The sequence below is a fragment of the Shewanella sp. 125m-7 genome, assembly GCF_052977045.1.
On sequence record NZ_JBRILQ010000005.1, the window covers coordinates 1 to 22,429 of the forward strand.

General features: G+C 44.5%; 16 protein-coding genes. 7 read left to right on the forward strand and 9 right to left on the reverse strand.

Annotated features, from left to right (window positions below; genetic code table 11):
* Positions 1–713 (reverse strand): IS4 family transposase (locus ACVBIL_RS03415; RefSeq protein WP_447165714.1); only part of this gene is annotated, 713 nt, incomplete at its 3' end.
* A 351-nt stretch (positions 714–1,064) separates the two neighbouring features.
* On the opposite strand from ACVBIL_RS03415, the gene ACVBIL_RS03420 reads away from it, so the two are divergent.
* Positions 1,065–2,402, forward strand: a complete 1,338-nt coding sequence (locus tag ACVBIL_RS03420) for an NAD(P)/FAD-dependent oxidoreductase (protein WP_447165590.1) — start codon at positions 1,065–1,067, stop codon at positions 2,400–2,402.
* A gap of 380 nt (positions 2,403–2,782) precedes the next feature.
* On the opposite strand, the gene ACVBIL_RS03425 is transcribed toward ACVBIL_RS03420, so the two are convergent.
* From ACVBIL_RS03425 to ACVBIL_RS03435, 3 genes are all read right to left on the reverse strand, one after another.
* Entirely contained in the window at positions 2,783–3,406 is a 624-nt protein-coding gene (locus ACVBIL_RS03425; protein WP_447165591.1) for a hypothetical protein, read from the reverse strand.
* A gap of 555 nt (positions 3,407–3,961) precedes the next feature.
* On the reverse strand, positions 3,962–5,254 hold the full coding sequence (locus ACVBIL_RS03430) for a hypothetical protein (RefSeq protein ID WP_447165715.1): 1,293 nt from the start codon (positions 5,252–5,254) through the stop codon (positions 3,962–3,964).
* A gap of 752 nt (positions 5,255–6,006) precedes the next feature.
* Complete coding sequence (locus tag ACVBIL_RS03435; RefSeq protein ID WP_447165592.1) at positions 6,007–7,341, reverse strand: L-cysteine desulfidase family protein; 1,335 nt, start codon at positions 7,339–7,341, stop codon at positions 6,007–6,009.
* Positions 7,342–7,592: 251 nt separating this feature from the next.
* Between ACVBIL_RS03435 and ACVBIL_RS03440 the strand changes: the two genes are divergently transcribed.
* Positions 7,593–8,072 (forward strand): Lrp/AsnC family transcriptional regulator, encoded by a 480-nt coding sequence (locus ACVBIL_RS03440; RefSeq protein WP_447165593.1) that lies wholly within the window; start codon positions 7,593–7,595, stop codon positions 8,070–8,072.
* 72 nt (positions 8,073–8,144) lie between these two features.
* Here ACVBIL_RS03440 and recJ read toward each other — a convergent pair whose 3' ends face one another.
* The 4 genes from recJ to brnQ all read right to left on the reverse strand — a co-directional run bounded on the left by recJ (position 8,145) and on the right by brnQ (position 13,606).
* The gene (gene recJ / locus ACVBIL_RS03445) at positions 8,145–9,869 is read right to left on the reverse strand and encodes a single-stranded-DNA-specific exonuclease RecJ (protein ID WP_447165594.1); all 1,725 of its coding nucleotides are present in this window, start codon (positions 9,867–9,869) and stop codon (positions 8,145–8,147) included.
* A 139-nt stretch (positions 9,870–10,008) separates the two neighbouring features.
* Positions 10,009–10,734 (reverse strand): bifunctional protein-disulfide isomerase/oxidoreductase DsbC, encoded by a 726-nt coding sequence (gene dsbC / locus ACVBIL_RS03450; RefSeq protein WP_447165595.1) that lies wholly within the window; start codon positions 10,732–10,734, stop codon positions 10,009–10,011.
* A 243-nt stretch (positions 10,735–10,977) separates the two neighbouring features.
* Positions 10,978–11,880, reverse strand: a complete 903-nt coding sequence (xerD, locus tag ACVBIL_RS03455; RefSeq protein WP_447165596.1) for a site-specific tyrosine recombinase XerD — start codon at positions 11,878–11,880, stop codon at positions 10,978–10,980.
* A gap of 382 nt (positions 11,881–12,262) precedes the next feature.
* Entirely contained in the window at positions 12,263–13,606 is a 1,344-nt protein-coding gene (gene brnQ, locus ACVBIL_RS03460) for a branched-chain amino acid transport system II carrier protein (protein WP_447165597.1), read from the reverse strand.
* Positions 13,607–14,124: 518 nt separating this feature from the next.
* On the opposite strand from brnQ, the gene ACVBIL_RS03465 reads away from it, so the two are divergent.
* The gene (locus ACVBIL_RS03465; RefSeq protein WP_447165598.1) at positions 14,125–14,862 is read left to right on the forward strand and encodes a tRNA1(Val) (adenine(37)-N6)-methyltransferase; all 738 of its coding nucleotides are present in this window, start codon (positions 14,125–14,127) and stop codon (positions 14,860–14,862) included.
* A gap of 78 nt (positions 14,863–14,940) precedes the next feature.
* Positions 14,941–16,167: an ATP-dependent RNA helicase SrmB gene (gene srmB, locus ACVBIL_RS03470; RefSeq protein ID WP_447165599.1), complete on the forward strand. Its 1,227-nt coding sequence runs from the start codon at positions 14,941–14,943 to the stop codon at positions 16,165–16,167.
* A 59-nt stretch (positions 16,168–16,226) separates the two neighbouring features.
* Here the strand turns inward: srmB and ACVBIL_RS03475 are convergent, their stop codons facing one another.
* Positions 16,227–16,817, reverse strand: a complete 591-nt coding sequence (locus ACVBIL_RS03475) for a hypothetical protein (RefSeq protein WP_447165600.1) — start codon at positions 16,815–16,817, stop codon at positions 16,227–16,229.
* 301 nt (positions 16,818–17,118) lie between these two features.
* Here ACVBIL_RS03475 and ACVBIL_RS03480 point away from each other — a divergent pair, with 301 nt between their 5' ends.
* The 3 genes from ACVBIL_RS03480 (at position 17,119) to ACVBIL_RS03490 (ending at position 22,337) form a co-directional block, all read left to right on the forward strand.
* Entirely contained in the window at positions 17,119–18,339 is a 1,221-nt protein-coding gene (locus tag ACVBIL_RS03480; RefSeq protein WP_447165601.1) for an efflux RND transporter periplasmic adaptor subunit, read from the forward strand.
* The gene (locus tag ACVBIL_RS03485; protein WP_447165602.1) at positions 18,339–21,500 is read left to right on the forward strand and encodes an efflux RND transporter permease subunit; all 3,162 of its coding nucleotides are present in this window, start codon (positions 18,339–18,341) and stop codon (positions 21,498–21,500) included. Before ACVBIL_RS03480 ends, ACVBIL_RS03485 begins: the two co-directional genes overlap by 1 nt.
* 228 nt (positions 21,501–21,728) lie before the next feature.
* On the forward strand, positions 21,729–22,337 hold the full coding sequence (locus ACVBIL_RS03490; RefSeq protein WP_447165603.1) for a TatD family nuclease-associated radical SAM protein: 609 nt from the start codon (positions 21,729–21,731) through the stop codon (positions 22,335–22,337).
* Positions 22,338–22,429: the final 92 nt, after the last annotated feature.

Genomic DNA, 22,429 nt, shown 5'->3' on the forward strand with positions numbered 1-22,429 from the left:
TTTGACTTTACTGGTGTCAGCCAGTGTCGCTGTACACCAGTCCCTTGCCAGTTTAGTAGCAAGTCAGCAGAGAAATAACAACGGTCAAATAGGGTTAAGGAGTTATCTGAAGCTTCTTGAGCTAGACGCTGGGCGAGCGTTACCTCTCCTACGTGGCAGCCATCAAAGGCAGCACCTAATACCATTCTGGTTTCAGTCGATATAAGGCTAACTAATCGAAGCTGAGGATAGGGTTTGTGTGTTTTTGAAATAAAACCAAACTCATTTGCGTTTTCTTCAGAGTCTTGGCAACGAAACACGGTTCCATCAACGGCAAGAGTTGTAAGCCCCAGCTCATTATTGTCCCCCAAAGCTTGCTCAAGCCAGGCTGAGACTGTGGATTTAAATAAGTACGACATAGGGGCTTCGCCTAAGCGTCGTCGGCAATCCGTCAGTACACTCGGTGCTACACGAGACCAAGTGTTGTCTCCTGATTGAAGTGCAATATCCATAGAACTACAGACCTCTTTGATGGACTGATTACGTATTAACCCCATCCATAGCACGAGCCAGACTGCCTGCTGTGCTGGCAGACGGCGATTACGGATGCTTGCCTTGTTGGCTGAGAGTAATGACTGTTCGATCCATTCTGAATCGATAGCCTCCATTACAGAACCATAAGACCCACTTTCTTCAACAGACTCATGAACTAGCTCAAGCTCTTGCGCAAACATAAAAAAATCCCCACCAGAATACTGGTAGGGATTATCTTTCATCTGCAGGATCGGTCAAGTCCTCTTAAACGATCGGCATTGACTCATTGAGTGGCTTTTTTTTCATTAAAACAGGCTTTATCTAATGATGACCCGCTAGTTGGATAATGAAACCTTGGCTAAGCGTAAACAGCAAGTTCCTATGAGTGTGCCTGTTAGCACTCAGATACTTTAAGCCTTACGTTAACGCCTGCCATCATTAAAAGAATTCATCTTGGCTCGGTTTATTAACAACACTTGATATAGAACAAACCGGATTCGACTCAGCGCTGTAGGTTATCCCTTAACACGCGCGCTCAAGGAAAGAAGATGATGGATAAGCAGATAAACAACACTCCCAACGATCCTGCAATTAACGACACGGCAGCTAACGATGTGGTAGTGATAGGTGGCGGCATTATTGGTGTCTGCAGTGCCTACTATCTTCATAAGGCGGGTAAGTCGGTGGTGGTTATCGACAAAGATGAGATAGGTAAGGCCTGCTCCTTTGGTAACGCGGGTTACATTACCCCGAGCCACTTCATTCCTCTAGCTGCTCCAGGCATGATCCAAAAAGGGCTAAAGTGGATGCTAAACCCACAAAGCCCCTTCTATGTGCGCCCAAGTTTAAATATCGACTTTTTAAAGTGGCTATTATCATTCGCTAAAAAGTGTACGGTGCAGCATACCCTTGCCAGTCAGCAGGCGATTTTAGACATCAACCTTAAATCCCTTGAGCTATATCAAACACTGCATCAAGCAAACGAATTTGATTTTGAGTTCCATCAAAATGGCCTGCTGATGCTCTGTAACAGCCTTAAAGGGTTAAACGATGAAGTGGTAACGGTGGCGGCAGCCAACAAGCTCGGTCTGAAAGCGAAAATGCTCACCCCCCAAGCCTTAAAGCAACTCGAACCCAATATCCAACTAGATGTTATCGGCGCAAGCTTCTACCCAGAAGATGCGCATATTGCCCCCTTCGAATTTATATTAGCGATGAAAAACTACTTAGCAGCTCAAGGGGTAGAGTTTAGGGAACACACTGAGATCACAGGTTTCACAACCAATATAGACAACACAACAATTACCGCTGCAACAACCGCAAGCGGCGAGATTAACGCCGGTGAGTTTGTGCTCGCCAACGGTGCTTGGTCGCCCAAGCTTGCCAAGCTATTAGGCCTCAGCTTACCCGTACAATCTGGCAAAGGGATCTGTATCAGCTTCGATAAGCCCCCTATCAAAGAGGGCGCTAAGCTTAAGTGCCGTACCCCATTTATCTTAAGTGAAGCCAAAGTCGCAGTCAGCCCGCTAGACAACGGCATTCGATTTGGCGGTACCATGGAGCTCGGCGTGTTATCGAGCCTAGAGACACTTGGCATAAGCCAAAACCGAATCAAGGGGCTAACAAAGTCTGCAGCGCGCTATCTACCAGACTTAGATACCAGCCAAGTAAAGTCAGAGGCGTTTTGGTCAGGCTTTCGCCCATGCAGCCCTGATGGCCTGCCGATTATCGGCAAAGCCGATAAGTTAGCTAACCTAACCTTAGCAACGGGACACGCCATGATGGGCCTAAGTTTAGGCCCGATAACGGGTAAACTGGTCAGCGAGATTATAGCCAAAGAGGAAACCTGTTTGGATCTCACTCCCTTTTCACCCCTGAGGTTTGACTGAGAGTTAGGCTCCGTCTAACAACTTTAAATCAATCAAACTACGTTTGATAACAACGCCCAGACAGACTTGATATATTTTTAGGCTGAGAGTGGCATTCAACAAAAGTGGTTCCAATTGCTTGCGGCAGGCGTATGTGCAGACACTTCTGAGACTCGCTGCAAGTACGTCCCTGTAAGCTCTGCGATGGCATCCATGCCATCGAAGGTCTCAGCTGTATCTACACTAGGTTGAAAAGCATAATCTTTGAAATTTAGTGTTATGGCTATAGCCCTAGCTTGTTACTGTGTAGAAGCAAGTTAATGATTAAGGTCTAAAGCGGAGAAGAGCCGGAAATGGTAATTAAATAAGGTTTACATTGACCCCACATATCCTCACGGAATTTACTTGTTATCTTTATTTATGCCCGCACTCTGACTTTGCTTTTGTATTTCCGTTGCAATTTGCTCTGCTGAAGGCGATTGCAATGTAAAATAAAAGCTAATTGCACCTATTAAAAAGCTTACGACGGTAAGTATGTATGCTCTATTGGTCTTTTTCTTTAAATTCTCCTGTTCTGAGGTCATGTCCATATATTTACTTAAAGTGTGGACAATAGGGCTAAGCAAATGTCGATCACTTTCACTACTTGAGTTTGATGTGATAGCAGTAAGACGTATTAAAGATGGCTTTACCTCATCAGGTAGTTCGTCAAAAGGTTCTTCTTTTTCTATATCTTCGATAAGATTTTTTAGCCTATAAAACTCATCTTTATCTATTATGTCACCGTGGATTTTATAAATAATATTTCTGGATTGATATGGAGTAAGTCCAAAGCCACGGCCAATATGAACGATATCTTTTGAGGAGAGTTCAAAACCCGATGAGAGTTTACCTAGAACGTTTTTCTTCATCAGAGCCATGTTCTTACGTTTGACAATCACCATCCATGATGTGAAGCCTATTGCTATTAATATAGCTATAACGTAAAAAGCCCCCATAAATAGATTAAGAGTATTTTGAGTCACAATTTTTCCTTTTTAAAACTCAGTAAATTAATAATATCGGATAGCCTATAGCAATATAACTCAATGCTTTAATGGGGAGTACCAGAATAAATTTGAAGTTGTCGCTTAATTCATCGCCAAGGTTAATTTCAATTATTTATAACAATTTAGGGTAAATCGCTTAACCATTCATACAGAAAACACCGATTCCCCATCGAAGTTGCCGAAGTACGCAGATGAAAATGCCGTAGAACCATCATGGATGATGGTTCAGGCTCGGGGGGACATGGATGTCCCATCTGAGCCGTTAGGCGATTTTTATTGGAGTATGAGGCCCGTATCCAACGCATGTAACTTCGTCGGGGCGTCATGGTGGATGCAAGGAGGATAAGGACGAGCAGTCCTCCTTGCCCGGGTGTGGGATGGAATCCCACGACGTTTATCAAGCGTGGCTTGATTGCTTAAGTTGTTAGACGCAGTCTAACTTAATCACTTTCATCAAACGAAGTTTGATTACTAAAGCCCAAGCGCCAGCTTGATTACCCAAATTGCTAATCAGCAATTACCTCCCCATGATTACATAAAGGCTAACAACGGTGAGATACACAACAAAACCCCCGTCACAATAATCAAGTTAGTCGCCCAACCTTTGTACTTGTTCAAGTGTGGCACCTTGTACACCAAGTAAGCTGGAATTAAACAACCCACCAAACCAAAAATTGGACTACAGATAGAAGTGAACGATAGGATAGGTGCGTTTAACGCAATCGCAGACCAAGCCAGTAAAATAATGAATACAGTGATGAGTTTATTCACTAACTCTTTATTAATCTGTGACTCTTTACGGCTACGCAGCAAGATGTTCATTGCAATGCCACGACACGCTTCTTGGAAGGCTAAGAACACCCCGAAGAATGAGGTCACTACCGCAAAGATGTTAATCACGATACCCGTCACTGTCGCCCAGCTGCCAGGGAAGTATTGCGCAATAATTGCCAATGCCGAGATATTCTGGTTCATCGCCTCAGTCGCTTGGGTTTGGCTAATAGCAAAGGTAAACGATATTGCGAAGAAGAACACCACCACAAACAGAATAGCGAAGGCAATTTTCATTGCTCGTTCAGCCTTGAAACGTGCCACTTCAATCGACTTTTCGTGTGAGCGATACGAGATCACCATTGGGCTTAACGATTGGATAAACAGAATCGAGGTTAAGGTAAATGGCAGGGTAATAATGGCATTTTTCAGCATTGGGCCAAACTCACCCATGCTTGGAATATTCGCCATATCCCAACGCGCCATCAGTAATACAGCCATTACCGCCACCAATGTCAGTACTGTTACCGCCATAAAGCCTGATAGTTTAAACAGTAACTTTTCGCCTTTTGAACCGATAAATGCCAGTACGCAGATTAAACCTAAACCGTAGAATACATTGTCACTAAGCTTGCCCTCTGTCACCCCGAATGAATGCAGGTAAGAGGCGCTGTCATTCGTTACCGCTAACGAGTAAACCAGCACCCAAATAACCAACATCAAGAAGTAAAGCACGCCTAGTGCTATGCCCCAGTTTTTGCCGAGATAGTTTTCAATAACGCCTGGATAGTCAGTACATTTTTTTGACTCGGCTAAGGTATTAATGAATAACTTTTGGAATAGATACATTGCTGGGTAACCGATGATGGACGACAACAAAAATACCCATAATCCCATTACGCCAACCTGAACAGGTAAAAATACAATACCGGCACCGATGGCCATACCTATGCTCATCACTATCCAACCAAGGTCGACACTGTCAAACTTGATCGCTTGTTGCCATTCTGCCTTAGTCATATTAGCGCGTTCGTGCAGAGGTTTCGCTTGCATGTCACCAGTTGGTGAACCTTGAATTACTTCACTCATCAGTCAATTCCATTAAATTTGGCAATAGCCACTGAAATGATAAAAATTATAATTATGGGTATAGGTCAAACACGGTTAGTACTGCGTTTGCTTGGCCTGAGCATACTCAAGGATGGAGAGAATTTTTTTATTAAAATTCATAGCCATTGGCGTAGTTTTAGCAAAAAATACTCTCAATTCAGTGATTTTTTCACATGGTTTATCTGTACTGATCCAGATCAAGAGTTAATCACTTTTAACCGCCCAATAGTTTGATGTCCTTCACCTTATTAGTCATTAATCTTCAGCTTACAACAGCGCAAAAACGTGACTTATTTCAATATTTTAGATTTTAACTTAGAGAGGTGTAGCGCACATTTCACGAATTAAAGTGATGGGCACAGCTAAAGCAAATCAATGCGTGAGCAATATCACTAGCCCACACACAGTTAAAATTAGCATAAAAATCAATCAAGTAATCGTTTGCTTGGCGGTTCTATTAGAAGTGAGAGAACACATAAAGCCAGTCGCTGATGGAGGTTAGCTTTTTATTGAAACTAGCTGTCTTGAAATAGCTTTCTAGGATTCTTTTTCGCAGGGAAAACTAAAAAGCCAAATCGACATTCAATTAACAGTGACAGTTAACTGAGTACCGACTTGGCTTTATGTTCAAGCTTTAGTTTATTGATAAACTATCTTAATAGAGCTCTTACTAGGCTTTATCAAAAAACCTGTACTTACTTGTGCATCATAATCTCTAAGATTTGCACATCGGTTTGTGTCATTGCGCCATTAGCCAATGCAGCAAGGTTACGGATGGTTTGATCAACATCATCAGCAACAATACCTTCAGTACCCGTCACCCGAATGCCATCGATGGCCATTAAGGCAGACTTTACCGCTGCACCTGCCGATGAAGACACTTTCATTGCACAAGCTGTTTTGGCACCATCACAAATAACGCCACTAACGTCGCCAATCATGCTGCAAATGGCAGCACTTACCTGCTCAAACTCACCATCAAGCAAATAGGTAATGCCAGCTGCTGATCCCATAGCTGCCGTTGTCGCTCCGCATAAGGCTGAGAGCTTGTTTTGATAGCTCTTAATGTAGATAGCCGTTAAATGCGACAACATTAACGCACGGATGGTTTGCGCTTCGCTGGATTTTAGAAACTCAGCACTGGCAACCACAGGCATAGTTGCCGCAATACCTTGGTTTCCAGAGCCTGAATTACTCATAGCTGGCATCATAGCGCCGTCCATGCGTGCATCAGACGCGCCAGCGGTGCGGGTTAATACTTCAGTCAATAAGCCGCCAGACAGTAAACCTCGCTGCTGGTTTTTAATGAAAGTCGCGCCGATTTTTAAACCGTAGTTACCCGTTAGGCCTTCATTAGACAAAGCATCATTCAATGTTTTTGCCTGCAGAATAAAACGAATGTCGTCCAAAGGAATGTGCATGGCAAAATCATAAATATCTTGCAGTTTTGCCTCTGTAAATGGACTAGCTTTGCTGTTGTCTTTCACAGCTTCAATCTTTGGAGTAACTAAACACTGCTCGCCATTTTTATCTATTGCGACCACCTTGGTGTGACTATCGGCAATGGTGACGCTTACCGTTTGCTGCTGATAATAAACTGTCACTTTGGCGTACAAGACATTAGCCACATCGGCAACACCGACTGTCACTTGATTGTTTTCAAGCATCAATTTGGCTACTTGAACATCGCTAGCGGTAAGGCTTTTTAACACTTCAAGACCAGCGTGACGCTCACCAGCAACGGCGCCGATTGCTGCCGCAATAGGCAGACCAACCATTCCTGTGCCAGGAATACCCACACCCATGCCATTTTTCATTAAATTTGCAGAAACGCTGACGTCTATCTTAATGTCTTGCAAAACATCCTGTTTAACGTCCAGCTCAACGCTACTGGCTGGGTCTTTTATCCCTAGCTCATCAATAGCAATTGCAGCGGCTAATGCCACAGAAATAGGCTCGGTACAGCCAAGGGCTGGAACCACATCGCGTTTAACTGCTTCAAGGAATAAAGGCCATAAGTGTTGTTTCATCGTTCTACTCGCTTTTAGTAATCGACACTATTTGGAATAAAGTCATTGCAATCTTTGTCTCATTGTAATGGATTGCCTGAAGAATTATTTTTCCATTTTTTCTAGCAATGAGACATAAAAGAGAAATATTTTCTATTACAATGCGATCATAAGTTATGCAGATGCTTAAATAAGCAATAATGCATAATCACTAGATAACCGTTAAATAATCAGTAATTGAACAATAGATAATATCTGTAAGGAAGAAGCTTGTGGTTGAAAAAGTAAAACTAGATAAAGTAGACCGAGTGCTGCTCACCATGCTGCAACACGATGTCACCTTATCTCTTAACGAGTTAGCTAAAGCCGTTAATTTAACCACCACGCCTTGCTGGAAACGCTTAAAGCGTTTAGAAGAAGAAGGGGTGATTAACAAGCGCGTCGCCCTGCTCGACCCCAGTAAAATCGGCGTCGACTTCACCGCATTCGTGCAGGTTAAGACCTGTGACCACTCCCATGCTTGGTATGAAACCTTTATTAAAGCCGTATACGCCATGCCTGAGGTGATGGAGTTTTATCGCATGGCTGGAGAATATGATTATATGATGCGAGTACAAGTTGAAGATATGGCGGCATTTGATCACTTCTATAAACGCTTGGTCAATCAAGTGGCTGGCTTAACCAATGTCACCTCCACCTTTGCCATGGAGTCATTAAAATTCAGCACGGTTTTACCATTAAAGCCTGCTTAATTACCTTCTATGTAAAGCAAACAAAAAAGGATGCAACCAGTGCATCCTTTTCTATATCAAGTCAGTTAATGTCTACTTAGGCTCTATCTGCTCAATCATCAGCTGCAAACTCTGATTGCCTCTAAACTCATTCACATCGAGTTTATACACCACCTGAGCATACTGAATCGTGGCATCGGGCCAGGTCTTCAAGTCCACATTAAAGGCTATTGCATCGAGCATCACCCGGCCGCATTCCGTTTCCAGTATCAACTTAAGATGCTTTTCGCCGACGATGCGCTGTTGAATAACTCTAAAATAACCATCAAATAAGGGTTCGGTAAATGATTGCCCCCATGGACCGGCATTTCTCAGCTCTGTTGCAAGATCTAACTTAAACTGCTCTGGAACAAGCTCGCCATCTGATACTAACTCACCGGTTAATAACTCTGGCGCTAACACTTCGCGCACCGCTTTATCATAAGCATCGGCAAATAGCGCAAACTGGCCCGCTTGAATCGATAAGCCGGCAGCCATAGCGTGACCACCGAACTTTAAAATAAGCCCTGGATGGCGAGTGTTAATCAGCTCAAGTAGATCGCGCATATGTAGCCCTTTAATCGAGCGCGCCGAGCCTTTGATTTCACCGTCACCCGCTTCGGCAAAGGCAATCACCGGGCGATGATATTTATCTTTAATCCGCGAGGCTAAAATACCAATCACGCCTTGATGCCAATCGGCTTGAAAAATAGCGATGCCCCACGGCAACTCGGCTTCATTCAGCTCGATACTTTCAAGACTCTTAAGCGCCTCTTGCTGCATATCAGCTTCAAGGTCACGGCGCTCTGCATTCAAGCCATCAAGCTCAGATGCCATGCGCCTAGCAAGCATAATATCGTCACACAGCAAGGTTTCGACACCTAATGCCATTTCGTCGAGTCGACCTGCGGCGTTAAGCCTTGGGCCCACGGCGAAGCCAAAGTCTGCGGCGACGATACGCGACGGTGTACGTTTAGCCACTTCAAGCAGTGCAGTAATCCCCACGCGGCAGCGCCCGGCTTTTACGCGCTGCAGACCCGCCTCAACCAAAATACGGTTATTAGTGTCCAGCGATACCACATCGGCAACTGTGCCTAACGCGACAATATCCAGTAACTGCGCAAGGTTAGGCTCGCTAATACCTTGTTCTAAATACCAGTTACGGCGTCGAAGCTCAGCCCTAAGCGCCGACATCAAATAAAAGGCGACGCCAACTCCAGCAATAGACTTGCTGGCAAATCCGCAGCCGTCCTGATTCGGATTCACGATAGCATCGGCATCCGGCAAGGTATGACCCGGCAGGTGATGGTCGGTGATAACAACGGTCATGCCGTGCGCTTTAGCTGCGGCGACCCCTTCGATTGAAGAGATGCCGTTATCGACGGTTATTAGCAGTTCAGCATTTTTACTCGCCGCAACCGCAACAATTTCAGGGCTTAATCCATAACCGTAATCAAAGCGGTTTGGGATCAGGTAATCCACCTTTTGCGCGCCCATCATTCTCAGCGCCAGCACACATACACTGGTCGAGGTCGCGCCATCGGCATCGAAATCACCCATGATTAAAATAGCTTTCTGCGCCACTATGCCATCGGCGACGATCTTTGCGGCCTCGCTCAATCCGGCCATGGTATCGGGCCTAAGTAACTTAGCTAGACTGAGTTCACAGTCAGACGCACTTACGCCACGGCTGGCATAGATCTGTTTTAAGATTGGCGAAAATGTATCAGGAAGGTGACTATCATCCACTCTAGGGCGGCGAACTATCTTATGGATCACGTTGGATTAAACCCTCATATAAATAATGTCAGCATATAAACCCTGCCAGCATAACAAAGACTGCTGCCAAAGGGGCACAAAAAAGGTGAGCCTAGACTCACCTTTTTGACTATAACTTTTTACACTCGCGGCTTTGAGCTTACTGTGCCGACTCAAGCGTACGCAATAGCGCCTTAGGCGGCTGGTAGCCTGGAATTAAGGTACCATCTTCAAGAATAATTGCTGGCGTACCATTGATGCCAAATGCTTGACCTAGGTTATATTGCTCTTTGATTTTGGCATCACATTTAGCTTGCTTAACCGCTTTACCGTTTTTCGCTGCGCCCATGGCCTTTAGCGGATCGGCTGCGCACCATACTGATTCCATTTCATCAGCATTGGCAGACGGAACACCTGCACGCGGGAACGCTAAATAACGTACGGTAATGCCAAGATCATTATAATCGTCCATTTCATTGTGTAACTTGCGGCAGTAACCACAGCTGACATCAGTAAAAATAGTGACCACATGTTTCTCGTTCTTGGCTTTGTAAACCAACATATTGTCTTCAAGTGGCTTCATCATATCCACACGAGGACCTGCCATGGCCGCTTCGGTTAGGTTCTTCATGCCTTTATCAAGATCATAAAGATTACCGTGAAATAGCTTTGAACCATCCTTAGTAATATACAGTACGCCACGATCAGTAAAGGCTTCATAAAGCTCTGAGATAGGTGATTGTCTAATAGATATCACTTCAACGCTTAATGCTTCACTTAGCTTTTGCTTTAATGCCGCGGTTTCATCAGTGCTATTTGATGCTGCAAATGCAGCTGGCGCAATCATCATTGCGATCATCAAAGAAAATGTTCGAGTGAACTTCATTGGTATTCCTACTCTCTGTATGGGTCGGACTTATGGGTATAAACAATTAGACCTAGTTTGGAGCTGAAAAGTTACAGACTCAGCCAAGTTAAAGCAAATTATTTGCTGTAACTAAATCATTCAGACGTGAAACCCATCATATATTTTAGGAAAGTTTAGATTCAATGAAATAAATTACCCCCTTAACAAACTTCGGCTCAGCGTCAGCGGGAGTGAACTTAATGCAAGCAATCTATCGAAACACTACCCCCTAGGATGGTGTTCACTGTGCAACGTCGCCAGCCTCGCCGTCGCCACATGCGTGTATATTTGTGTCGTCGACAGGTCGCTATGCCCCAGCAGTAACTGCACTACGCGAAGATCTGCACCATGATTTAATAGGTGAGTCGCAAAGGCGTGCCTTAAGGTGTGTGGCGACAGTTCAGTACTAATTCCGGATCTTAATGCATATAACTTGATTCGATGCCAAAAGGTTTGCCGCGTCATCTGCTGTGCCCGTTTTGAAGGAAACAACACATCGCTTTGCTTGCCTTTAAGTAGCTCGGCTCTGGCAAACTTAAGATAAGTGTCTATCTCTGTCACGGCAAGCTCGCCCAATGGCACTAACCGCTCTTTACCACCTTTACCCGTAATGCGCACTAAGCCTTGGCGTAAGCTCAGCTGCTCCATAGTCAAGCCCACTAGCTCTGAAACTCGCAGTCCTGTAGCGTACAGCAGCTCAAGCATGGCTTTATCGCGCCACTCTACGGGGTCGTCCTCCGTCGGCTCTGCCAACAAACGGTCGATATCTTCTTCACTGAGGGAGTCAGGTAATTTGCGAGCCAATTTAGGCGACTCAATCAGCGCCATAGGGTCGGTATCGATACGCTTTTTAACGATGAGGTAGCCATAAAACCGACGCAAACTACTTAGCATGCGAGCGCTACTGGTTTTAGCAAAACCTTTATCGAAACGTTCAGCCAAATAGTCACGCACCTCAAGTTGAGAGCAAGATAATAGCGTCCTGCCCTGCTTTTGCAGGTAGCGATCAAGATGGCGCAGGTCGGTGCGATAGGCACTTAAGGTATTATCACTTAGACCTTTAGTTGACCAAAGTTCATCTAAAAACAGATCAATTAAGCTATCGGGCGTGTACTTATCGGCCACTTATCATTCCTATTTACTTTAAAAGAAGGACCTAGAATCTAGGACGCTTCGCTGCTAGGACGGGCTAAAGCCCTGCGAGGAACAACAAAAACCAAAAGCTTCAAGCTGTTATCTTTTGTTTTCCGGCTTTATCCGTCTTATCCGTCTTATCCGTCTTATCCGTCTTAGCCTTAGCGGCCTTTCTCGGCTTGGCTTCTCCTAGGATCTGCTTTTCCTAGCACCTAGGACCTTCTTTAAACCTAGCACCTAGGACCTTCTTTAAACCTAGCATCTTCTTTTAAACCTTCTTGCCATAAAAAAAGGCGATGATTCTATGAATCACCGCCTCAATATTATGTCATCGCGTTGAGGTTAGCTAGACGCTAACACTCAGCTGTCAGCATTAACTAACAGCTAAAGCCTCTTTTGGTTTTCTAACCAACAAACAACCAATAATCACGATAGCAGTAGGTAACAACCATGCCATACCTTCGTTATGTAGCGGCATAAAGTTAAACACACTGACATCTACCTTCGCGGCTTTAAAGCCATCAATAATACCGAAGAATAGTGCAACACCAACAACTAAGCGATGCGCTGTTTTTGGATAAGCAAAACATTCTGTTAAGAAGGTTACCGCAACCAATGCAATCGCGACAGGGTAAACCGTCATCAGTACAGGTACGCTAATGTCTATTAACTGCGCTAAACCAACGTTAGCAACGGTTGCACAAACAAGGCTTACCAATACAACAAAACGGCGGTAAGAGAACTTTGGTACTAACTCGTTAAAGTATTCACCACAGGCACTGATAAGGCCTACTGAAGTTGTTAAGCAAGCAAGCGTAACAACAGATGACAGCAATACCATGCCACTCGCGCCAAACTTAGCAACAACGTAGTTAGTTAAGATCACGCCGCCATTCTCTGCGCCAGCCGCTAAATCGCCCGCTGTCGCGCCTAAATAGAAGAGTGATACATAAACAAATGCTAAACCACTTGCAGCAATCAAGGCCGCTTTAATCAAATAGTTAGTCTGTGCTTTTGGCTCGGTGACACCTTTTTTACGTAAAATATCGATGATCAACATACCGAAGATTAACGACGCTAAAGTATCCATGGTGTTATAGCCTTCCAAGATACCTTTCGTAAGTGGGTTCGTTTGATAATCACCAACAGCCACACCAATATCGCTACCAGGGATCACGATAACTGAAATCGCTAGACCCACGAGTAATATGAGAAGAATTGGCGTCAATACTTTACCGACACTATCAAGTAGCTTGCCTGGGAATAACGCAAGTACCATTGAAAGACCAAAGAAGGTTAAGGTATATAATAACTGTGTAATGTTTAGCGTTAAGCCGGCAATCATAAAGGTTGCCGAGGTATCTTCTAGAAACGGCTTAAAACCCACTTCATAAGCAACCAAACCGGTTCTTGGCGCTGCGAACGCAGGGCCTATAATAATAAAAATCGACACGGCTAATGCAGTTGCAGCGATGGGAGGCAGCAATTGCATAATTCTACCGTTCGCCTTAGCGACAGCGATAAGAGTGATCAGTGGTAAACCGACGGCTGTGATAAGAAAGCCGAACATGGCAAGGGTGATATTTTCACCGGCCATAAAGCCAGCTAAAGGCGGAAAAATTAGGTTACCCGCGCCTAAGAAGAACGCGAAGGTCATAAACCCTAACCCTAACGTATCTGCGATACTCATTTGATTGTTTTGCACTTTATGCCCCATCTAGATTTTATTTTGGTTAACGATTTCATGCCATCACGCCACTAAGCCATCACATTTAGGGTGACAACAAATGGTGTAATTATTACTTTACACAGCTCCGTGGTAAATACGGCCGATACTTGGCGAGTTTATGAACAGCAGCGGAAAAACTAACGCTTAAATTGCTTTAAAACTGGTTTACCTCCTCTAAAACTAAGCTTTTGCTTAGTAAAGAGGGGCATACTATTATCAGAGTGTTATTTAATAAACAAGCAGTCATGCTGAATAAGCCGCACTCTCGATACAAATCACAACCACGTATTAACAATTATTTTTCACAACTTACATTCACCCTATTAGCACCCACAACCAGATACATCCGCTTTAATAGCCAGCAAGCATTTTAAAGCGAGTGACCACTCACCCGCCTCAAGTTAAAAACAGCCTTAACATTTAACCCTTTCCTTTAATGCATCAATTTCAGCATTGGCTTGATTAGCGTACAATTGCTCACACTGTTAAAACTAACCTTTATATCCATGCCATTTACCTTTAAACGTTTTCATATTGATGACAGCCGCTGCGGCATGCCTGTTAGTACCGACGGAGTATTACTCGGTGCATGGGCACCACTAAGCCAAGCCAACACCATTTTAGATATTGGCGCAGGCAGTGGTCTATTAAGTTTGATGGCGGCCCAGCGCAGCCAAGCCAGAATTACCGCGGTTGAACTTGACCTTGATTCCGCCATCGACTGCTTGCATAACTTCAGTGCTAGCCCATGGGCTGGACGTTTAGAATTGGTGTGCAGTGATATTCAAGGCTATTGTCAAAACCAGCCCCGTCAGTTTGACCATATCATCTGTAATCCGCCTTACTTTGCTAATGGGCCTCAATCCAACAAGACCTCAAGGGCCACTGCGCGCCATACAGACAGCTTAAGTTTTGACAGCTTGTTAGGCGCCATTAAACAATTATTGGCAGCCGATGGCCAAGCCAGCATAATTTTGCCTACTGAATCGGTACACTTGCTCGAAAGTAAAATTGAGCCTTTAGGCTTAACACTTAGAGGTCGCTTATTGGCTGCCAGCGTTGCTGGCAAGACGCCTAACCGACAAGTACTCTTGTTAGGCCATGATTTAAAGGATAAAAAAGCTCAGCAGTCCAATGCTCAAACTCAAGCATCATTCGAGCAGCAGCTCACTATCCGAGAAAAAAACGGTCAGTACAGTGAAGCCTTTACCCAGTTGAGTCAGGATTTTTATTTAAAGCTTTAAGGATCTGGCGATCTAATCGTTTAAAGTCGCCTCTATAAGCATTATAATATCCGGCTATTATTTATTGAGATGCCACGCATGCAATTTGAAGATCTCCAGCTTGACCCTCGTTTGTTAGAGTCACTGAAAGCAATGGGTCATAACAAGCCCACTACCATACAACAACAAACAATCCCTGTCGCAATGGAGCAAAGAGATATCTTAGCTCGCGCGCCAACGGGTACAGGCAAGACGGCCAGTTTTCTTCTGCCTGCGTTGCAACACCTTCTCGACTTTCCACGTCGATACGGCGGTCGTGCGCGCGTATTAGTCCTGACTCCGACTCGTGAACTTGCTAGCCAAATTCACCGTTACGCCAGTCACCTTGCTACCGGCTTAGGTTTAGATATCGTTATCGTCACTGGCGGTATGCCATATGGCCCTCAGGAAGAAGCGCTACAAAAGAACGTTGACGTACTCGTAGCAACCCCAGGCCGTTTGATGGAATACCTAGATAAAGGTCATTTCAACGCCGAAGAAGTTGAAGTACTGGTTATCGACGAAGCTGACCGTATGCTAGACATGGGTTTCTCATCAGTTGTAGAAACCATCGCTATCGAGTCTGTGGGCCGTAAGCAAACCATGCTATTTTCTGCCACGCTTGAAGGCAGCGACGTTGGCCGTTTCTCACACGAGCTGCTTACTAACCCCGTTAAGCTTGAAGCTGAAGCACCGCGCAGCGAAAAAGCTAAAATCCACCAGTGGATCCACCTTGCCGACGACAAAGCGCACAAGTTTGCTTTGCTATGTGCGCTATTAAAGCAAGAAGACGTACAACGCACGATCGTTTTCGTGAAGACACGTGAAGCCGTAGCGAGCCTTGAAGGCTTACTACAAAAAGAAGGTATCACCTGTGCATTTATGCGTGGTGATATGGAGCAAAAAGCACGTTTTCAAGCACTAGGCCGCTTTACTAAAGGCGAAGTGAATATCTTGCTAGCTACGGACGTTGCCGCACGTGGTATCGATGTTGACGATATTACCCATGTTATCAACTTCGATATGCCACGCTCTGCCGATACTTATGTACACCGTATCGGTCGTACTGCCCGCGCTGGCGCTAAAGGTACGGCAATATCACTGGTTGAAGCCCATGATATCCGCGTAGTCGGTAAAATTGAGCGCTATATCGAGCAGCCGCTAAAACGCCGTTTCGTTAAAGACTTGCGTCCAAAGAACAAAGAAGCTAAGCCTCCTGGAAAGAAAAAAGCCGCTCCAGAAGGTAAGCACTACAGCAAAAAGAACAAAAAGAAAAAGAAGAAGTAAATACAACTTCTATTTTCAACATAAAAAAGGCCACATTTACGTGGCCTTTTTTATGTCCGTTACTCTGGTATATGTACACCCAAACTGCGCAACAAATAATAATAGGCCGTGATGGTTACCGCCCCCATACCGACAACGAGAAGAACGCGGTACTTAAAGCCATGCTGATGATGTTGTACTCGGTCCTTATGTGTCACTACATCCATCATTTCGTCTCCAAAATAGATCGACAAAAAAGTACCGAGAGCACTAATGGCTAAAATGCTCCAATAAGGAATGGGTTGAGTCAGAATATGTTGTAATAATCGAGTGAGAAACGTCAATTGATAAGTCGATTCAGAAAAGTTGATAAAGTAAATGTTGACCCCAATAGCAATAAACCACAGCACGATTTGAGTGATCGCCATCTTGACGTTAAACAGTAAACGCACTGGAAACGCGATAAGAAATCCACCATCAGCAACGGGGGTGCATAGCACAAAAAAACTCCAGCTTAATATCGCTAATGCAAATCCTGTAGACGCATTATATTTCCAACTCATATAACCAAAATAAACAACAATAATCGCCAGTAAAACAATGAACTTTATCAGCGTTTCTTTGTGAGTTTGGTGGCTCGGGTGAAATTTGGTTTTAATTGCGTTAAGCATAATTACCCACCATTTATATCCATTTGTCATTATCCCATTGGCATCAATATGAGATTGCTGCCAGGCCGATATACTCCAAAGTAACGCTTAGCCAAGTCACCTCTATCAATGCTATTTACTACTTTAGTCATACAATTGCTATGGTGCCAAATATTCAAGTTAGATAATCGAAGACTTAGTCTGAATTACACTAACACCCATAAAATGAAACATGTTTGTTACAAATAAAGATTCCACCTTAAGTCTGACTCTGGTAATTTATACAATCAGAAAAAGCCTTTGCATGGATAAGCAGAATCAGATGATAAATAAAATAAAAACCATACTTCGGAGAATGACGCCTCTCTTTATTCTTTTTGCTTTCGTTGTTGCGGCTCAACTCTTGATAAGCACCAAAGAAGCACCTGAACAAAAAGCGACTGAAGTCCCAGTTCCAATTGTTGATGTCACTGAAGTTCAAGTACAAACCGTATCATTAAACCTGCCATCTTATGGTGTGGTTAGTCCTAAATATAAAACCTTGTTAGTTACCGAAGTCCAAGGTCGCATGCAATCTATCTCAAATAATTTTGTTGCTGGCGGTGTGGTAAAGAAAGGCGACGAACTAGCCGTTATCGAGCCATCAGACTACGAAGCCGATTTAATGCAAGCGCAAGCATCCTTAGCACAGGCTAAGGCCGCACTCGAAGAGGAACGCGCTAAAGGCCAAGTCGCTAAAAATGATTGGCAAGGCTACGATGGCGGCATTCCCCCTGAACTTGGCCTACGTCTACCGCAACTAAAGCAAGAACAAGCTAACGTTAAGTTCCAGCAAGCCGCCCTAGCCCGCGCGCAACGTAACTTAGAACGCACCGTTATTCGTGCACCTTTCGATGGCATTATCAAAGCCCGTAATGTCGATTTAGGTCAGTATGTCACTCTAGGAACAAACTTAGGTGAGCTATATGACACGCGCATTGCCGAGGTGAGGCTACCTCTATCAAACAGCGACCTAGCTTATCTTGAGTCAGTCGACAACCCTGACACAGATGTAACATTAAGTGCTGACTTAGCCGGAAAGACCATTACATGGCAAGGACAAATAGTTCGCAGCGAAGGCGTTATCGATGCTGAAAACCGCATGGTTTATTTAGTCGCTGAAGTGAAAGACCCATACCTTCGTGGAGAGCGCAACGAAGGGCAGTTGCCGCTTAAGTACGGCACCTTTGTTACCGCTATCATTAAAGGCCGCACTGTCGAGGGCATCGTCAAGCTGCCTCGTCATTTAGTTCGAGATAATCAAGTCACTATCGTTAACAGCGATAACAGCATTGAGCTGAGAGAGGTCAATGTTGTCAAAAGCGATCTCGAAAATGTATACATTAAAGACAGCCTTACTAGTGGTGAGCGTATATCACTGACAAACCTTACCAACCCTGAAGATGGTCAGATGGTCAAAGTCATAGGCGAAGAGGCGAATTCGACTCAAGATACTGATGCAGACAGCAGCCAAGAGCAACTGGCTAATGCAGGTGTGCAATAATGACCACTGAAAATGAATCTCAAAAAGGCATGATAGCCTGGTTTGCCCGAAATAATGTGGCATCTAACTTATTGATGTGGATTTTAATTATTGGTGGTCTATTTAGTGCACTGATCATCAATAAAGAAATTTTCCCCACCTTCGAACTTAACTATCTAAAGATTTCCGTTGCCTACCCGGGCGCGGCGCCGCAAGAGATTGAAGAAGGCATCAATATTAAAATTGAAGAAGCCATTCAAGATATTAACGGCATCAAAAAAGTTACCTCGGTCGCCAGTGAAGGGGTCGGCGCAGTAACTATTGAGGTTGAAGATAGCTATGATCCGCAGGATATTCTCGATGAAGCCAAGCTACGTATAGACGCGATTTCAACCTTTCCCGTTAATATCGAAAAACCCAATATTTTCCGCATAAAACCTGAGAATAATGTTATTTGGATCTCGGTCTATGGCGATCAATCACTGCAAGAGATGAAAGAACTCGCCAAGACAATTCGTGATGAAGTTGCCGCGCTACCAGCGGTGACAAAAGCACAAGTTACTGGCGTACGCGAATACGAAATCGGCATTGAACTGTCTGAAGATAAACTGCGAGAGTATGGCCTCACTTTCTCACAAGTCGCCCAAGCAGTACAAAACTCTTCAATTGATTTACCAGGCGGCTCTATTCGCGCTAAAGATGGTGATATCTTGCTGCGCACCAAAGGTCAAGCCTATACCGGCGAAGACTTCTCTAAGATAGTCGTCAGTACTCGCCCAGACGGTAGCCGAGTGATGTTACCGCAAGTAGCGACCATTAACGACAGCTTTGAGGAGCGTCTTGAATACACTCGCTTTAATGGTCAGCCAGCCGCAATTATCGAAATTCTCAGTGTCGACGACCAAAACGCACTGGATATTTCAGCGCAGATCAAACAATACATAGAGCAAAAGCGTGATGTATTACCAACAGGCGCAAAGCTCGATACCTGGGGCGACTTGACTCACTACCTTAAAGGTCGCTTGAACATGATGCTGTCTAACATGTTCTATGGTGCTTTGTTGGTGTTCCTCATTTTGGCGTTATTTTTAGAAATAAAGCTGGCGTTCTGGGTAATGATGGGGCTGCCTATTAGCTTCCTTGGCGCCATGTTATTTATGCCGTTAGAGCCTTTCTCGCTGTCAATCAACCTGTTAACCCTATTTGCATTTATTCTAGTGCTAGGGATTGTGGTGGACGACGCTATTGTCATTGGCGAAAGTGCTTACAGTGAGATAGAGGAAAATGGTCACTCGCTTGATAATGTGATTAAAGGTGCCAAGAAAGTCGCCATGCCGGCCACCTTTGGTGTACTCACTACCATTGCCGCCTTTATGCCAATGCTGATGGTTTCTGGTCCGCAAGGGATTATCTGGAAATCCATCGGTATGGTAGTCGTTTTATGCCTAATATTTTCACTCATTGAATCCAAACTGATCTTACCTGCTCACTTAGCCCATATGAAACCGCGTAAACCCCGTGAGCAATTAGGTTTACTCGGCCGCTTAAAAGCGGGACTAAACGATAAAATGCAGTACTTTATTCATCATCAGTACAGGTCGTTTTTAGAACGTTGTATCGTGCAGCGCTACAATACGGTGGCGATTTTTGTCGGCGTGCTGATCCTGTCTTTCGCTTTGGTCATTAGTGGCCAGGTTCGTTGGGTGTTTTTCCCTGACCTACCGTCTGATTTTATTCAGGTCAATCTTGAAATGGATGAAGGTAGCTCGGAAGAGAACACCTTAAAAGTGGTGCAGCAAGTCGAAGAAGCCCTCTATGCGATGAATGCCGATATGGAGCAAGAGCTCGGCTACCCAGTAGTCAAACATAGCTTTATTAATATGAGTTCTCGTACTTCTGCCTTCTTGTTTGCTGAACTGACCAAGGGTGAAGATCGCGATGTCGATGGCGAAGCGATTGCTAATGCGTGGCGTAAAAAGTTGCCAGAGTTATTGGCGGTTAAAAAGCTCAATATTAATGCCAGTACCAATGATGCCGGTGGCGATATCTCCTTTAGATTAACCTCTAGCAATCTTGAGCAACTGTCACAAGCTTCTGAAGAGCTCAAGCAGAAACTGCGAAGCTATGAGGGCGTTTATGATATTGCCGATAATTTCTCTTCTGGTAGCCAGGAAATTAAGCTGAAGATCCGCCCAGAAGCGGAGGCTCTAGGCTTAACCTTGTCAGATCTTGCTCGCCAAGTACGTTATGGCTTTTATGGCTATGAAGCTCAGCGGATCTTGCGCAACAAGGAAGAAGTTAAGGTGATGGTGCGCTATCCACTCGAGCAACGTCGCACTATTGGCCACCTTGAGAATATGCTAATTCGTACTCCAAATGGCGTGGCGGTACCGTTTTCTACCGTAGCAGAGCTACAGCTTGGAGACTCCTACTCATCAATAACTCGTGTCGATGGCCGACGAGCGATTAGCATTATCGCCAACGCCGATACCAATAAGGTTGAACCCTCTAAAGTGGTTGCAGAGATCCAAGAAGAGTTCTTACCTGCGCTACAGGCTAAGTATCCTAGTATCTCTACTGCACTCGATGGTGGCAGCGCCGACGAGCAAAGCGCCTTAGTGAGTCTGTTACAAGGTTTCTTCTTCGCGCTATTTACTATCTATGCCTTGATGGCCATTCCACTCAAATCATACAGCCAACCCTTGATCATTATGTCGGTTATTCCATTTGGCATGATTGGAGCCCTGTTTGGCCACTTTATCTTAGGTTTGAATATGAGTATTTTGAGCCTGTGTGGCATCGTGGCATTAGCCGGGGTGGTGGTGAATGACTCGCTGATCTTAGTCGACTTTGTAAACCGCGCCCGCGCCGAAGGAGACAGCATTATTAAGGCCGCTGTTGATTCAGGCTGTTACCGCTTTAGAGCGATTATCCTGACTTCATTAACCACCTTTGTCGGCTTAGTGCCTATCTTGCTAGAGAAAAGCCTGCAGGCACAAATTGTGATCCCCATGGCTGCATCACTCGCCTTTGGTATTTTATTCTCTACTGTCGTGACCTTGATTCTGGTGCCGCTGCTGTACATCATCTTAGATGATTTCAGACGAGGGGTTAGCCGCTTCTATCACTGGTGGTGGCGACCAAAATCAGATAATGCGCCTGTGTCTGAAGCGCAAAATTAATCTTGCTCTAGTGGCCTAAGTTAGTAGAGAAACCCAGTTACAAACTGAGCAAAAAACTGAGCAAAAAACTGAGTTAAAGCCGAGTAAAAAGCTAAGGGAGGCAAATAGCCTCCCTTTTTATTAGCTCAATCAAGGTCAATACTGATTGGTATAATTCGATCCAGCAAACAGATTTTAATCTACCAAAACATTATCCTTTAAAGATATCAATTTTAGATAGGCGAGATCATGACTGTTTGCCAACCCACTCTTGTGTACGATATTCGTAATAGCCGTTACCTTAATATTACTGGTCGCTGCACCTTACGTTGCCAATTTTGTCCAAAACATAATGGTAGTAAGCAGGTACATGAATATCAGCTTGATCTTAATCGTCAACCCAAAGCCGAAGAGTTGATTACCCAGCTTGGTGATGTTGCCCTGTTTGAAGAGTATGTATTTTGCGGTTACGGCGAACCCACTCTTAACTTAACCACCTTAGTCGCTGTCGCTACTGAGATTAAACGCCGCGGCGGTAAGGTAAGAGTGAACACCGATGGACTCGGCAATTTATTCCATAAACGCAATATTCTGCCAGAGTTAGCTAACTGCGTTGATAGCCTATCTATCTCTCTCAACGCCGATACCGAAGCCCTTTATCTGCAACATTGCCGCCCTAAATTGGCTGGTGCCTACGCAGCTTTACTGGAGTTTATTGCGCTCGCACCACAATTTATTGATGATGTGCAAGTCTCAGCGATTAATGGCTTACAAGGTGTCGATATTCAGGCGTGCCGTCAACGGGTTGAAACCAGAGGGGCCAGTTTTAAACAAAGAGAATTAGATATCGTCGGCTAAAATGGCGCTTTAACCATTATCCAAAACGACAAGTAAATTTAATGCTTCGCTGGCAACAAACATGGCTAACAAAGATTAGCTCAAATGTTAAT

Coding starts and splice junctions, on each gene's coding strand:
- ACVBIL_RS03420 (WP_447165590.1), top strand. CDS start 1,065: ATGGATAAGCAGATAAACAACACTCCCAACGATCCTGCAATTAACGAC.
- ACVBIL_RS03430 (WP_447165715.1), bottom strand. CDS start 5,254: ATGCAAGCGAAACCTCTGCACGAACGCGCTAATATGACTAAGGCAGAA.
- ACVBIL_RS03435 (WP_447165592.1), bottom strand. CDS start 7,341: ATGAAACAACACTTATGGCCTTTATTCCTTGAAGCAGTTAAACGCGAT.
- dsbC (WP_447165595.1), bottom strand. CDS start 10,734: ATGAAGTTCACTCGAACATTTTCTTTGATGATCGCAATGATGATTGCG.
- brnQ (WP_447165597.1), bottom strand. CDS start 13,606: ATGGGGCATAAAGTGCAAAACAATCAAATGAGTATCGCAGATACGTTA.
- ACVBIL_RS03465 (WP_447165598.1), top strand. CDS start 14,125: ATGCCATTTACCTTTAAACGTTTTCATATTGATGACAGCCGCTGCGGC.
- srmB (WP_447165599.1), top strand. CDS start 14,941: ATGCAATTTGAAGATCTCCAGCTTGACCCTCGTTTGTTAGAGTCACTG.
- ACVBIL_RS03475 (WP_447165600.1), bottom strand. CDS start 16,817: ATGCTTAACGCAATTAAAACCAAATTTCACCCGAGCCACCAAACTCAC.
- ACVBIL_RS03480 (WP_447165601.1), top strand. CDS start 17,119: ATGATAAATAAAATAAAAACCATACTTCGGAGAATGACGCCTCTCTTT.
- ACVBIL_RS03485 (WP_447165602.1), top strand. CDS start 18,339: ATGACCACTGAAAATGAATCTCAAAAAGGCATGATAGCCTGGTTTGCC.
- ACVBIL_RS03490 (WP_447165603.1), top strand. CDS start 21,729: ATGACTGTTTGCCAACCCACTCTTGTGTACGATATTCGTAATAGCCGT.